8 protein-coding genes are annotated in these 13894 nt (G+C 41.8%); 5 read left to right on the forward strand and 3 right to left on the reverse strand.

Going from position 1 to position 13894, the window contains the following annotated elements; translation table 11 throughout:
* The first annotated feature begins 26 nt into the window (after nucleotides 1–26).
* The 3 genes from QUB35_RS26195 (at nucleotide 27) to QUB35_RS26205 (ending at nucleotide 4312) form a co-directional block, all read left to right on the forward strand.
* Nucleotides 27–536 (forward strand): type IV pilin-like G/H family protein, encoded by a 510-nt coding sequence (locus tag QUB35_RS26195; protein WP_333144585.1) that lies wholly within the window; start codon nucleotides 27–29, stop codon nucleotides 534–536.
* Nucleotides 537–697: 161 nt separating this feature from the next.
* Entirely contained in the window at nucleotides 698–2914 is a 2217-nt protein-coding gene (locus QUB35_RS26200) for an O-linked N-acetylglucosamine transferase family protein (protein ID WP_333144586.1), read from the forward strand.
* 78 nt (nucleotides 2915–2992) lie between these two features.
* Nucleotides 2993–4312 (forward strand): FkbM family methyltransferase, encoded by a 1320-nt coding sequence (locus tag QUB35_RS26205; protein WP_333144587.1) that lies wholly within the window; start codon nucleotides 2993–2995, stop codon nucleotides 4310–4312.
* 52 nt (nucleotides 4313–4364) lie between these two features.
* Here the strand turns inward: QUB35_RS26205 and QUB35_RS26210 are convergent, their stop codons facing one another.
* The 3 genes from QUB35_RS26210 to QUB35_RS26220 form a co-directional block, all read right to left on the reverse strand.
* Nucleotides 4365–8051 carry a tetratricopeptide repeat protein gene (locus tag QUB35_RS26210; protein ID WP_333144588.1) on the reverse strand — a complete coding sequence of 1229 codons (3687 nt, stop codon included), beginning with the start codon at nucleotides 8049–8051 and terminating at the stop codon, nucleotides 4365–4367.
* Nucleotides 8052–8108: 57 nt separating this feature from the next.
* The gene (locus QUB35_RS26215; protein WP_333144589.1) at nucleotides 8109–12230 is read right to left on the reverse strand and encodes a glycosyltransferase; all 4122 of its coding nucleotides are present in this window, start codon (nucleotides 12228–12230) and stop codon (nucleotides 8109–8111) included.
* A 61-nt stretch (nucleotides 12231–12291) separates the two neighbouring features.
* Nucleotides 12292–12687: a tetratricopeptide repeat protein gene (locus tag QUB35_RS26220; protein WP_333144590.1), complete on the reverse strand. Its 396-nt coding sequence runs from the start codon at nucleotides 12685–12687 to the stop codon at nucleotides 12292–12294.
* A 388-nt stretch (nucleotides 12688–13075) separates the two neighbouring features.
* Here QUB35_RS26220 and QUB35_RS26225 point away from each other — a divergent pair, with 388 nt between their 5' ends.
* Both QUB35_RS26225 and QUB35_RS26230 read left to right on the forward strand, forming a co-directional pair.
* Nucleotides 13076–13306: a hypothetical protein gene (locus QUB35_RS26225; RefSeq protein WP_333129647.1), complete on the forward strand. Its 231-nt coding sequence runs from the start codon at nucleotides 13076–13078 to the stop codon at nucleotides 13304–13306.
* Nucleotides 13299–13733 (forward strand): hypothetical protein, encoded by a 435-nt coding sequence (locus QUB35_RS26230; protein WP_333144591.1) that lies wholly within the window; start codon nucleotides 13299–13301, stop codon nucleotides 13731–13733. Before QUB35_RS26225 ends, QUB35_RS26230 begins: the two co-directional genes overlap by 8 nt.
* Nucleotides 13734–13894 lie beyond the last annotated feature (161 nt).

Consider the following 13894-nt stretch of genomic DNA (forward strand, 5'->3'; position numbering starts at 1 on the left):
TCCCACCCCTCACGGAGAAAAGACTTATGAAGACTGAATTTAAAGCCAAGTTCCTGCAACAGCTCAACAAAAGAAGACAGGATCAAGGTTTCACCCTGATTGAACTGCTGGTTGTTATCATCATTATCGGTATTTTGTCGGCGATCGCTTTGCCTTCCTTCCTCAGCCAAGCAAACAAAGCGAAGCAGTCAGAAGCCAAGCAGTACGCTAGTTCAATTAACAAAGCTCAACAAGCAGTCTATGCAGAAACTAGCACTTTTACCGATAAAATGACTTCGTTGGGTCTTGGTCTGAAAACTTCCACCACTAACTACACATACACACTCTCTACCGTAGCTGAGGGAGCTCATGTTCTTGCAACCCCACTTGCTGCTCTTAAGGGATATTCTGGAACTGTAGGTTTAGTTCCGTCGGGAGAAGCAAAAGGTACTCAATCTGTTCTTTGCGAAAGTGTCTCAGCGGGTACGGCTTCAGTAGGTGTTGCTGATGGCGCCACGGTCAACTGTAATACTGCCATGACACTAGTTACCAAATAATTCCTGAGTGCAAATGTTACGACTGAGTTCTTAGGAAAAAGCAAGAAGCGGGTAGTCGCGTGCGTACTATCCGCTTTGGTTTATTTAGTAATACTCTGGTTGATTTCTCAGAGATTTTTTTTATGTAGGCTTACCCTATGGTTGATCAGAATTTGTCGGTTATGGCATCAGATTGGCAGGAGCAAGCTGCTGAATATTTCCGATATGGTGATTATCTTCAAGCTGCAAAACTCTATGAAGCAGGGATTAATGTAGAACCTAGTGTCAAGTCCTACTACTGGCACTTAGGATTGATATTGCTGTTGCAGGGACAAGAAACAGAAGCTCAAACAACTTGGCTGTTAGCAATGGCTGAGGGTAGTTCGGAAGAAATCGAACAATGGACAGAGGATTTGGTACAGGTGCTACAAGCTGAAGCTGAGCGACGGCGATTAGAGCTAGCAGATTATTCATCAGCTTGGGTAATCCGGCAGCATATCAGGGAAGTTAACCCTAATTATATTAACAATCTGTTGCATTTAATTGGGTTATCCACCTTACTGGGCAGATATACAGGAGATGAATTGAATGAGCTAGGTGTAATTGAGCTGCTCAAATCAGAAGCTGGAACCACCACCGATTCTGAGTTATTACTGCAAGTTTGGAAAAATGTTTTAGAACAGGCTCCTCTTCACCCATCCTCTTTTAATTTAACAGAAGCCTGTCTCCCTTATATTAAAGAAATCATTCCTTTTTTAGATAATTTGATCGAGTTTGTCTACAATACGGCTTACTCAGCCAAGCAATTTGTTCTAGCGACACGTTTTACTGAACTAGGATTATGTTTAGAACCAAAGAATCCAGAATTATTACGAACTCTCTCTTGTCTTTATCAAGATATTTGTGAATATTCTAAAGGGATTGAAACTGCCAAGTTATGTTATTCAGTCATAGATAAGTTAGCGGATAAAGTTTATGCTAATCATCTGATTATGCGTGGTTTAATGAGCGCGGGTGGTTATTGGGATGAGTTTTGTTCGGTCATGGAGACTCATAAATCTCTACTTGCTGCTTTACACGAAGAACAACCTTCCTCCCTCACTTCAACTGCGACAATCCGCTTATTTAGTTCTTGTTTTTTCTTTCCGTACTTTCAGGATCGGCCTGAAGAGAATGGAATAATTAGGAGCCAAATTGGTCAAATTTGTCAAAAAAATATAGAAAACTATGCGAAAGATCAAGTAGAGCGATATCGCCAAAAACGTTTTTCTAATCCGAAATATAATAAAAGTTCTACGAAACGCTTAAAGATTGGATATATTTCCTATTGTCTCCGCAAGCATTCTGTCGGACATTTAGCCCGGTGGTTATTTCAGTATCATAACCGCGAGTTTTTTGAAATCAATACTTATTTATTAAGTTCGGAACAGACAAATGACCCTTTGCAAGAATGGTATATTAGTCAATCTGACAAGGCGTATAAATTGCCCTTAGATAGTAGTGGGACAGCAGAACTGATTAACAAAGATGAGATTGATATTTTGATCGATCTCGATAGTCTGACTCTGAATAATGTTTCTGAGATTATGGCAATGAAACCAGCACCCGTACAAGTCACCTGGCTTGGTTGGGATGCGTCAGGAGTACCAGCAATTGATTACTACATTGCCGATCCTTACGTTTTACCAGAATCCGCTCAGGATTACTACACGGAAAAGATCTGGCGTTTACCTCAAACTTACATAGCAGTAGATGGTTTTGAGGTAGGTGTGCCAACGCTGCGTCGGGATAATTTGAATATTCCTAGTGATGCTATTATATATCTGAGCGCTCAGAGAGGATATAAATACAATCCGAATACGGTACGGCTGCAAATGCAAATTATGCAAGCAGTACCCAATAGCTACTTCATTGTTAAAGGATTAGCGGATCAAGAAGCCCTCCAAAACTTTTTTATTAAGATTGCAGAATCTGAGGGTGTGGCTGGGGAGCGTTTGCGATTTCTTCCCTTGGTATCTTCAGAGGAAATTCACCGAGCCAACCTAGCTATTGCTGATGTGGTACTCGATACTTATCCTTATAACGGAGCTACAACCACAATGGAAACCCTGTGGATGGGCATTCCTATAGTAACCCGCGTAGGACAACAGTTCTCTAGTCGCAATAGCTACACGATGATGGTGAATGCAGGTGTGAGTGAGGGAATTGCTTGGACAGATGAAGAATATGTGGAATGGGGAATTCGTTTAGGAAAAGACTCTTCTCTGCGACAGCAAATAGCTTGGAAATTACGACAGTCACGGCAAACAGCACCTCTGTGGAATGGGAATCTGTTTGCGCGGGAAATGGAGAAAGCTTATGAGCAAATGTGGCAAAAATACTTAGATTCTTGTAATTAACCGTTCAATTCTTTACTTCTAATAATAGTGAGGCTTCAAGTAGGTATGACCGACGATATAATTATTCCGAGAGATTCAATGACTTGGTCATTATTCAATGTAAAGCAACTGGGCTTTGAACCTAAAACAGTTATTGATGTGGGTGCTGCATTAGGAACATTTGCACTTTATGAAGTTTTTCCTAAATCAAGCCATTTTCTGATTGAACCCATCCAAGAGAACGAACCTTATCTCGCACAACTATGTAAAACTCTTGAGCGTGCAGAGTACATCATGGCTGCTGCCAGCAAAAAATCTGGGCTTGTTAGGCTCGAAATTAATCTCAACTTAGTACACTCTTCAATTTCTGACTCTTCTGAGGGGAGTGATTCTGAAGAATTAGAATTAAGGACTGTACAAGCTATTACCCTAGATGAAATCTGTAGAGAACACCGATTAGAATACCCTTACTTAATCAAAATAGATGTTGATGGCAGGGAACTCGACGTGCTAGAAGGGGCTATTCAAACTCTTGAGGCTACAGATTATTTGATTGTAGAAGCAGCTCTGTTTGGAAAAATTCATGAGATCGTTAGTTTTATGAAATCACATGGATTTGTAATCTATGATATTGTTGACCTTAGCTATCGCCCATTAGATGGAGCATTATGGCAAGTAGATATAGCTTTTGTCAAGGAATCGGGTTGGTGGAGAACCAGTAATCGCTACTGTGCCAACCAAGAGCAAGAAGAAGAACTGAAAATATCCCTCAAACGTTATCGAAAAGAATTAATTACACATATAGAAAATTTAACAGAACTCAAGTTTTTACAAAAGACTGCTTTGAGTGAACCTACCACTTTGCAGCAGCAAGCGTATGAATGTTTGATTCAAGGAGATTACAGTCAGGCTGCAAACTTCTATGAGCAGGCGATTCACGCGCAGCCGGAGAATAAGTCCCTGCACTGGCATTTGGGGTTGACATTGCTGTTGCAGGGACAAGAGGCAGAAGCTCAGACGACTTGGCTGTTAGGGATGACGGAAGGGGATGGGGAGCAAGTTGATTTGTGGACAGCAGAGCTGGTGCAGGTACTAGAAGTGGAAGCGAAGCGGCGACAGGCTCTGGGCGACTATCCAGTGACATGGATAATCCGGCAGCATCTGCGGGAGATTTGTCCTACAAATATTAACAACCTATTGCGCTTGATTGAGCTGTCTATCTTGCTTGGAAGGTATGAAGGAGAAGAGCTATATTCTCTCGGTGTCATCGAGATTTTGAAGTCAAAGGAATCGGCTGAGGTAGATTCTGAGCTGTTGATGCAAGTGTTGAAAGGGGTTTTAGATTGCGATTTGTTGCACCCAGCCGCGCGAGAATTATACGAACACACTTGGAAGCGATCTGCTAAAGCAAATTATTAGCAGAAAGCCACTTATCTTTTTTAATCAAAGAACAGTACAGAATGATATTTTGTCATTCAATAGGCTTATAAGCTGTTGCCCAAAGATTGAGGTTTTCACTGTGGACTTCAACGGGATGGAAACCAACTTGCCGCATTTTCTGAGCGAGACTTTCCTGTGTGAAACCCGTGCGATGTGCCATGTAGTATTTACCTTTGGCGAGATCTGTACCCAAACCATAGAGAATATCAATTGCAGCAATTGGGCCAGCAGGAGAAAGGTAGATAGGCTCCTCTAAGTTCCCTTGGGCTACATACTCTGCTACTGTCTGGATATCTGGCAAGGTGATTAAAACAAATCCACCGGGCTTCAGTACGCGGTAAAATTCAGCTAAGGCGATCGGCACTTCGTGTGGATAGATATGCTCAATATTATGGGATGACCAGATTGCATCAACCGACTGGCTGGACACCGGACTCATATCTGTAATAGAGCTAATAATATCTGGCTTTACATTTGGGTCAATATCAAGCCGCACTTCCTGCCATTCATCAGTTTGGAAAGTGTCATGCAAGCCTGATATGGAATAAGGCCCGCAGCCAACATGGAGAACTTTTTTCTTAGCTGTTGACAATAGTGGCGGTGTTTTTGCATCAGTGGTTAGCTTGTCTGCCACAACCTGTCGGTAGAACTGCTCAAGCGCTTTGACACAGGTTACGTCTTCGTAGAGATTAGCATGGCGATCGCTCATCTGCTGGGAGAGAGTATGTCGCCATTCCGCATCTAATCCCAATTTTATAGCGATGTCAATATACTCTGCCTCATCTTGGGCAATCGTATCTGTTAGACCTAGTATTTTTAGCATCCCATAGGATTGACGGCCGCGCATCAATTCGCCTGGACAGGTGACGATGGGCAAATTACAAGCGATCGCTTCTAGGGTAGTAATGCCTCCCGACCAATTAAAGGTGTCTAGGAAAATATCCGCAAGCAGATTAAGTTGCCAGTAATTAATGATAATTTGCCTGGGTAAAATGATGCAGTAGTCTTCATTTTTCAAGCCATACTTAGCAAAAGCTTGTTTAAGACGTTGCTGTAATTTCTCAGTAATCAGGGGGCTTTCGTGAGCTACGAAGACGAACTGAGATTGAGGTACTTTTTGAGCAATTTCTGGGTAGATATAATCATACTGCGGGAGATACTTAGACAGAGATTGACAGGATAGATACACTACTCCGTCATCGCGCAGTAGAAAATCCGCTCTTTTTTTTGTCAGTGTAGGAATGATTGGTTTAGTACAAGACATTCCTAACTTAGGCAAGCGGATTAGTTGTTCAGAGTAATGCTCCGCAGCATTCTCTGGTTCCATTGCCTCACTAGATAGGAAGTAATCTATCGTTGGCATACCCGACGTAACAGGATGTAACCAGCTCGTACATTGGATGGGGGCAAGTCGCAATCCTGCCATTTGTATCATCTGCGGGTGCATCCCAATTTCTACAAAAACCAGGATGTGCAATTGGTCTGAGACAATTTGTTTACAAACGCCTTCTAGATCGCCTGTAATCTCATGAAAAACATCGCTATAAACTCGAAATTTTTCAGTTAGGGCATCCTCTTCAGGGTTGATATGGTAGCAATACACCTCAAATTGCTGGCGATCGCAGTTGCGAAGCCAGCCAAGCAAAAGTTTGCCTACCCCATTGCCCCGCATACCATGAGAAACATAACCAATGCGAATTTTCTCTTTTGGGTTGAGAATAGGCATTGGGCGAGGCAAGACCCAGCGGGGATAGTTAGCAGCCATGATTCTATAAACTAACTGTCCATACTGTTTTTGTAACTCTAAGTCGTTACTACCTTGGTATTGAAGTAGAAAGTTTTGATAGCAACTGATCCCCTTTAAAGAATTCTTTTTCTTTTCAGCATTTTCCAAGGAGATTTGCTGACTAAAATTATGCAACCCCTGAACGAATCGCTGCCGATAAAACTTAATTTCTTCTGGGGAATCATAAATAACCGGCAGTAGGAGTTCTGCTTCTCGATTTAGTTGTAAAGCATTTGGCAGAAGTTTTGAAGCATTCCTAGCCACTGCAATCGCTTCCTGTGTCCGCCCAGCCTTTTGCAAGGTTAATATCCATGAAAAGTAAAGGTTCTCTTCCTTTGGGTATAAACTGGTGCTATCTTCATAAACTTTCAAAGCTTTATCATATTGATTCGTTAATTTATAACAGTCAGCCAAGGCAATATAACAATCTATATCTCCAGTTTGAATTTCGAGAAATTTGTTAAAGTAACTAATCGCTATTTCAGGTTTATTCTGTCGATAAGAAGCATACCCTAAGTAGGAATAGGCTTGAGCTTTATCATTTTTAGCTTCAAATGCTAGACCTAGATTATTGAGAATGTCCGGATAGCGTGGTTTGAGTCTAAGGGCTGTTTCATAGGCTGCGATCGCCTCATCAATTTGCTGTCGCAACATCAGAATGTTACCCAAATTCAGATAGCCACCAAAATGTTCTGGATTAGCTCTGATCGCCTGACGATAAACTGATTCAGCTTGCTCGATTTCACCCGCTTCCGCAAGGATATTACCTAAATTGTTATAAGCTTGGATATTCTCAGGATGTAGCTGGATCGCCTCTTGATAAGCTCGAATAGCTTGCACGCGATCGCCAACAGCTTCTAGCACCACACCTAAATTATAATGCCTGATAGCTTTGAGCGGGTCAATTTCTATAGACTTGAGCAGCAACAATATTGCATCTTGATATTGCTCTTTCATGTAATAGAGGGTACCCAAATGGAGCCAAGCATCTGCATTGTCTGGTTCCCATCGCAAAACTTCTTGATATTTTTTTTCAGCTTTTTCTAGATTGTCGCTCGACCAAGATAAAAATAATTCTTCATCCTGTGGATTGACAATTTTACCCTTATTTGCCGGTGTTATTGCACCAGAGCAGTGCAATTCTACGGCTTCGTTATGTAGAGTAGCTATAATTTTTTGACGCTCTTCTTCTTGCAGCTTATCTAAGGATGCAATGACTGCTTGATTTCGTCTCGCTCCGAAAGTTTCTCCCTCCTCTTGATGCTTTCTAGTCTTATCCCAAACAAAAAGTTGCACGCCCTTCCAAATTTTATAGTTATCAGAGCCGTCCGCCTTATCTAAAAGTAACTGGCATTCAGGATGAGCAGCTAAGAAATCCCAGTTAGCTTGTTGCGGGGCTGACCAATTGCTATTGCTGACAAGAATGAGCGCTCGCTCAGCCAAGAAGGGTCTTACCAAAAGTAATCCCATTAAATGCGATCGGTAATCGTGCGCTCCATCATAAAAATAAAAACCAATTTTATCTTCAGTCTCAAGTCCACCCAGTTCGGAGAAAAACTCTTCAAACTCTTGCGGACATAGAAAAACTTGCTCTGACAAATTGAAACTTGATAAATTTTCAGTCAATTTTTCAAAACTATCCCCGAAAGTATCAAATTCCGAGAAGTTATCCACTGCATAAGCCATCTGTTCTGGATGATCCAGAAGGGCTGCAATTAAACTTGCGCCTTGGAAGCATCCTACTTCACAGTAAACCTCATTAGGTTCCAGGCATTCCACAGCAAAATTGACCAACTGCATAACATTTGCTGTTGTCATACCTGTAACTTGGTTCAGGATTTTCTGAAACCGATCAGACTTGGGAAAGGCTAAACCTTGTTCCCAGTTTTCATACAAGCTAGGGAGTTGCTCGAAAAATCTTTGATAATCCATATTTTTCAAAAACGTAGGTATTGAGTTCGTTCTCTAAGTTTCTCAGATGGTCATTGCCTACAAACTGTCTATTTGCCATAGGGCAAGATTTTCTGCCTTAGCTTGAGCGATCGCCTCTGTGTTCTCATTTTCCAAGACGATTCTAGCGTGAAGGCGAGGCATTAGAGCTTCCCACTGGATTTTGCTAAACTCTCCACTGAGTGCAATTTCAGGACCCTCAGAAACGTCTAAATCTTCTTCCATAAGAAGATTCATGGCAACACTAGATAAAGCTAGATTAGCATCTTCATCAGAAATATTGCTGTTGTCTACAAGTAGAGTTATCTTGCTCTTATCTGGATGAACTGCGACCGCTGCGATCGCACTCGCTAAACCTGGCAAGAGTAATTCTTCTGGCTGACTCCAATCTGGAAAAATAATCAGATTTATCTCTCTCAAATTGAGTCTTTTCGCCAGAGCATTTGACTGGTATTTTCTGAAAATTTCTTGGAACAGCCTGCCGATTTCAGCGGAGTAAGAGCGGCTGTCTAGAAATCCCGGATTTCCCTGCATTTTTTGCTTAACCTGAGCACTCTTTTGGTGCCGAAATTCAGGGTGAGTTCCGAGGCCGATAGCTAATTGGAGGTAAGACTCTTCACTTTCGGCAACTAAATCTGGTATGCCTAGTTGTTGTAGAAGTGCTGCACCCATTACAGAGCGGAAGCAAGCTCCTTGTCTTGCTACTATAGGTAGACCAACTTCCAAGGGGTCAATCAGAGATGTTGTTCCTGAAAAGGGATGGGAATCAAGATATATATCTGCCAGCTTCAGGTATTCTTTGATATCATATCGGTTTGGTACAGGTGTAGGGTCTAATATCAGCAAACTATCTGGATCTGCACCGTGCTGTAAAAAGGCTGCATTTAGACTCTCTATAAAGACTTGCTTGGGATAATAATTGGACCAGTTTGGCCCAAACGGATAAAGAACTAACACTGAGTTCGGGACAGCAGCTACTATTTTGGCCCAAGTATTACGCAACTCTGGAATAATTTTAAACAGGTTAGCTCCTGAGATAAAAACTACTGCGTCTTCTGCTATACCGAGGCTTTCCCGATTTACTTTTGTACTAGCTAGATTTTGCTCATTTCCATAACTAAAGCAATGTGCAGAACCATCAAGTTTTAATAATTCCTCCTGGTAGTGCTGTTCTGCATCTTCAAACGATTCGGTCAATTTACCAGAAATATAATAATCTATATTCCGTATTCCTGTGGTTACTACTGAGGCAACACTGGTTACTTGAATTCTTGCCATTCGGTGCAGCGCTAGTAAATATATTTGGTTAGTGACTGCTGTCACATTTGTGGCAATAAACAATATGTCTAGGTCGTCTTCCCGAATTAATTTGACCTGTTCATTTAAATTTTTCGGCAGCAGCTTAAACGAATTAGCGCAGCTTTGACAATATTCCTCTAGGGGATGCCCATTGCTCATTAAGGAATACAAAATAACTTCAAAATCTCGACTGATATACTCATACACAGGCAGTGAGGCAAAGGTTTCTGCTGCTGGCGTGAAATGTGAAGCCAGGATACCCAGCCGAATTTTTTTTCTGGTTAAAGAGCGCTCAGCAAATTCCCAGTCCACTTCCTGTCCTTCTTCTTTGAGAGCAAATGCTGTAATTTCCGAACGTTTAATATAAAGGTCTTTAAGATTAACTTCATTAAAATAAAGAGGTATGAAGGATGTGATTTGTAAAAATTGACTACATACATTACGCCAAAAATCCGAATTTGGATTCGTAAAAATAGATCGGTGTAAGTAATTTACTATTTCCTGCATATATTTGCAGTAACTATCTGCCTCGCCAATTTCTTGAAAATAGGGTTGACAGTTAAGTATAAATTTCAGATAGTCGTTGAGGAGCCAATGAGGGATGCGAGGGAGATCCTGTGGGAGGGATAAATGATAAGCATTGACATAAAGCATTCCAGCTAGTACACACTGGATAGCTTTTGGATTGTCAAATCCTTTAGAAGAAATTATGCTTACTAGCTCGCCCACATAAGTCTGTTCACTTGTGGTTAGAGGTTGATTGCAAATTCCACTACCTAGTATTAGTTGATGACCTTTACCGATGTCGCTCAAGTAGACACTTTCAAGCAGAACATCTGCTGTATTAAGCCACAGTTCAGCGATATTTTTTCTGGTTTGACACAGAGCCGTTAATACAGATTGTTCGGAGGAATCTTTCTGGTATTGCTCAACATAGCTAGATAGATCAGTAAGAAACTGAGGCGATATACCGCTGACAGAATAATGTTTTATGTGCTCTGGCAAGAGCCATTTAACTTTGGGATCTGGCAGATGTTTAACAGGCTCTACATTCCCTCGCCAAGCCACACCCATGATTTGCATTGTTTGATAAACCCTTGTATTCCATCCATTTTGTCTTAGGTAATCTAAGCCTTGGGCGACATCAGGAGATGGTAAATCGTGAAATAAAACTATAGCGTCTGCTTCTGCAACTTTATTAGCAACAATAGCATCTTGGAGGGGACCGGGAGCAGCGTGTTCTCCATCAATAAAAATTAATGACCAACGACGTTGTAATTGAGTTGTTAATTCTTCTACTTTCTGTGGACTAAAGCCAGCTATTAGATTAACTGAGTTCAGTACGCCAGCGCATTGAAGCGAATTGCTTACACTTTCATAAAAATCTGCTCTTCCCAACAAAGGATCGATAACATCTAGCTCAACTCCTCCCAGTGCTAAATGACAAGTTGACCAACCCATAAAGCACCCTATTTCTAGAGCTCTTTTTCCCTTAAATTTCAAAGCTGTATTGTAAAGAATATGGGCTTCATCTCTATTCTGAAATCCTACATCTGGAAAGCGCCTGTCCACATACCAGTTGTGAGGAATACCCTGACGCTGGTAGGGCCAAGGACAAGTTTTTGGGTCTGCTACGATCATGTTTGGAAAGCATTTATCCGGCAGAATTATTGATAGACCTGGTGAAACATAATCTCTGAATGGTAATAAAGCACGTTCTATTACTTCAATAGTATTTGTGACCATTTGTTCTTCCCTAAACATCTTTTCTGCTCGCTTTTTGCACGACTGACCTATTGACCGACGTAATTTTGAATTCGCGCACCAAGCACTAACTGTTTTAACTAAATCTCTAACTGTGCCCTGCGAATCTATTTTTGGATCGGGAAGTAGTTTGCCAGTATCGCCCAAAACTTCGGGAATTCCACCAACTGCTGAAGCTATTACGGGCAGCCCTTTTGCCATCGCCTCTATAATAGCTAGCCCTAATGATTCTAATACGGAAGGCAAAATAAAAATATCAGCCGCATCCATCCAGTCTGAAATATCCCATCGCTGTCCTAATATTTTAACTTGCGTGTCTACTCCTAGTTGCTTTACTGTCTCCCTGAATGGAGTTTCTAAATCTCCAAAACCAGCCCAAACAAAGTAAAGGTTAGACCATACTGAGCTTTGATGAAGCTGTTTAATGGCTTCTATCTGATATTCAAATCCTTTCCTGGGATCTAAGCGAGCAGCCGTAAAACAAACCACAGCATTTAAAGGAATATCAAATTCTTGGCGTAGGCGTTGTCGAGTTGCTGCCTTGGGAGTTTCAAAATACTCACTAGGTCGTCCCCAGTAAATAACTTCTCCCTTATCTTTAGGAAGCCTAAATAGTTCATGCAGTAAATTCAAAGTTTCGCGGGCGATTGCCAAAACAAATTTAGCTTGCTCATAATGATGTGCCAATTCTTCTAAGTAGTCAGTAAATCGCTCGGCTAGATAGGGAGCTGCAAAACCTACAACAGTAATGTAGGGAATTCTAAGTTGAATAGCTACCTGCTTAGCTGCAAAATTAGAGAGGGGACAGGCATCACTAAAGACAATTAGATCTGGTTTAGCACTAGATATAATTCTTTGAGCATCGGATGGATTGGTCAAGGTACGTCCAAACTCATTAACTGTATTGAAATCCAGCCACCAATGTTGAATCCCCAGCTTTTTTTGGCAAGTTATCATTGGGCTGGATGTCTCGGAGTTTACATAAGAGACTTGGTATCCTGACGTTGCTAAACCACATAGAATTGAGTGATCGTATCGTGCACTTCCCCCTATTCCTGGATCATCTGAATACAAAAGTATATGTTGACTTATAACCATTTATTTCTCTTTTACTCAGAATTTTCTAAGTGTTAACTTTTTGTGGGAATCGCCCTTTCCGCTACTTCTTCCCCTTCGCCTGCCCCAACAATACCTTATAATCAGCCCGATCTGGATTCAACTTCACCAACTTCTCCAAAGGCTCGATCGCCCCCACCTTATTATTCATCTGCAACCGCACATTTGCCAACCCCTCCAGAGCAGTCTGATTCTGCGGTTCCCGCTGCAAAACCGTCTCATACCCCCGTTCCTGCGCCGCCAGCAAAGATTCCTGAGAAACAGCCACAGGCGTCGGTTTTTGTTGATGCTGGCTACTCAAACCGCTGCTGAACAGACTAAAAATACCAAAAATCGCAGAACCACCAAACGAAACCATTGATACTAACGCAAAAATCTGCTTAATTCGATCGCCCTTACGAACCCGACTATCACTAGATTTTTTCTGTGTACTTTCCATTGCTAACTCTTGGCGTCGCTGTTTTCCAGGCACTCACAAAGCACCTAATCTCTAGAATGCCCAAGTTCGATCGCAAAACGATCGCCCTTCGCCATTTAAAATTTTCGCTGAAACCTAGAAACCATATTAAATGATATTTGTCAAGCAAATTCAATCAATTGTCGGGTTCAGTCCAGGACGCACGGGTGGTCAGAAACCGGGTTTTTTTACGAGAATACTTCACTGCGATCGGCAGATTCGGTAAAAAACCCGGTTTCTAGGCGTCGGAGTGCGTAAGCCCTGAATTATTCTATAATTTGACAAAGACGCGCCCGGACGCAGTACCGCAAATACCGAGTCCAGACGACTTCTCCAATGTTGTCAACCCAACACAGGGAGCAATACAATTATGCCAAATAATCCAAACTGGTTGCGTTACGATCCAGACGAAGACAAGTCTCGACATGGAGCGGCAGATCCAGATTGTTGTGAAGAGATGGAAGAAAAGTATGGTTGGAAGCTGATTGAGATTGAGAAAATTGACGGCCCTATTCTAAAAGTTGATTGTGTTTTTCAAGGAAAAACAGAGTTTCCCGACTGGTACAAAGAACTAGAAAGCAAGGAGGATGAAGATGCGTAAATGGATTGTCTTTAGAGCAGACAAGCGCCAACCTGGTTGGGAAAAACGCAAGTTTCAACACACTCAATCATTGACTCGCATTTTGGCAGAACACTTTGACTCTTCTGATGGCCCAATTCCTGAAGTTGGCTATCGCCCCCCAGAATTTGTTCGTGTGGAAGCAGAACACGATCCAACTCGGCACGGTTACAGCACTCATTACCGCACAGGTGAGTGGGAAGTGGCGCGGGTTGAGACTTATACTCCCGATATTCCGATCGGTGAATTTGATATGGTAGTAATCTGCTATTGCCAATATTCCCCTATTGATGCTCCCCTCAAACCCATGCCAGAACGTCAAGTTTCTGTCGATTCCTTTGGAGGCGACAAGGAAGCTTATCAACGTTGGTTAGAGTCTCAAAAAGGCAAAGAATACACTGAAGTGTAAATGATACAGGACTTACGCATCCCCTAATCCTGGCTCCTCTAATTTTTCCTGGTTCTGACGGATCGTCATTCAACTAACAATTTACGGCGTTGCTGAGTTAGAGTATGAATAGGAGGAATAATTTATGCAATGCCCAGAATGTAAATCAACCCATATCCGTA

This window comes from Microcoleus sp. B13-B6, assembly GCF_036705405.1.
Classification (GTDB): Bacteria; Cyanobacteriota; Cyanobacteriia; order Cyanobacteriales; family Microcoleaceae; genus Microcoleus.

Coding starts and splice junctions, on each gene's coding strand:
- QUB35_RS26230 (WP_333144591.1), top strand. CDS start 13,299: ATGCGTAAATGGATTGTCTTTAGAGCAGACAAGCGCCAACCTGGTTGG.
- QUB35_RS26210 (WP_333144588.1), bottom strand. CDS start 8,051: ATGGATTATCAAAGATTTTTCGAGCAACTCCCTAGCTTGTATGAAAAC.
- QUB35_RS26200 (WP_333144586.1), top strand. CDS start 698: ATGGCATCAGATTGGCAGGAGCAAGCTGCTGAATATTTCCGATATGGT.
- QUB35_RS26220 (WP_333144590.1), bottom strand. CDS start 12,687: ATGGAAAGTACACAGAAAAAATCTAGTGATAGTCGGGTTCGTAAGGGC.
- QUB35_RS26205 (WP_333144587.1), top strand. CDS start 2,993: ATGACTTGGTCATTATTCAATGTAAAGCAACTGGGCTTTGAACCTAAA.
- QUB35_RS26215 (WP_333144589.1), bottom strand. CDS start 12,230: ATGGTTATAAGTCAACATATACTTTTGTATTCAGATGATCCAGGAATA.
- QUB35_RS26225 (WP_333129647.1), top strand. CDS start 13,076: ATGCCAAATAATCCAAACTGGTTGCGTTACGATCCAGACGAAGACAAG.
- QUB35_RS26195 (WP_333144585.1), top strand. CDS start 27: ATGAAGACTGAATTTAAAGCCAAGTTCCTGCAACAGCTCAACAAAAGA.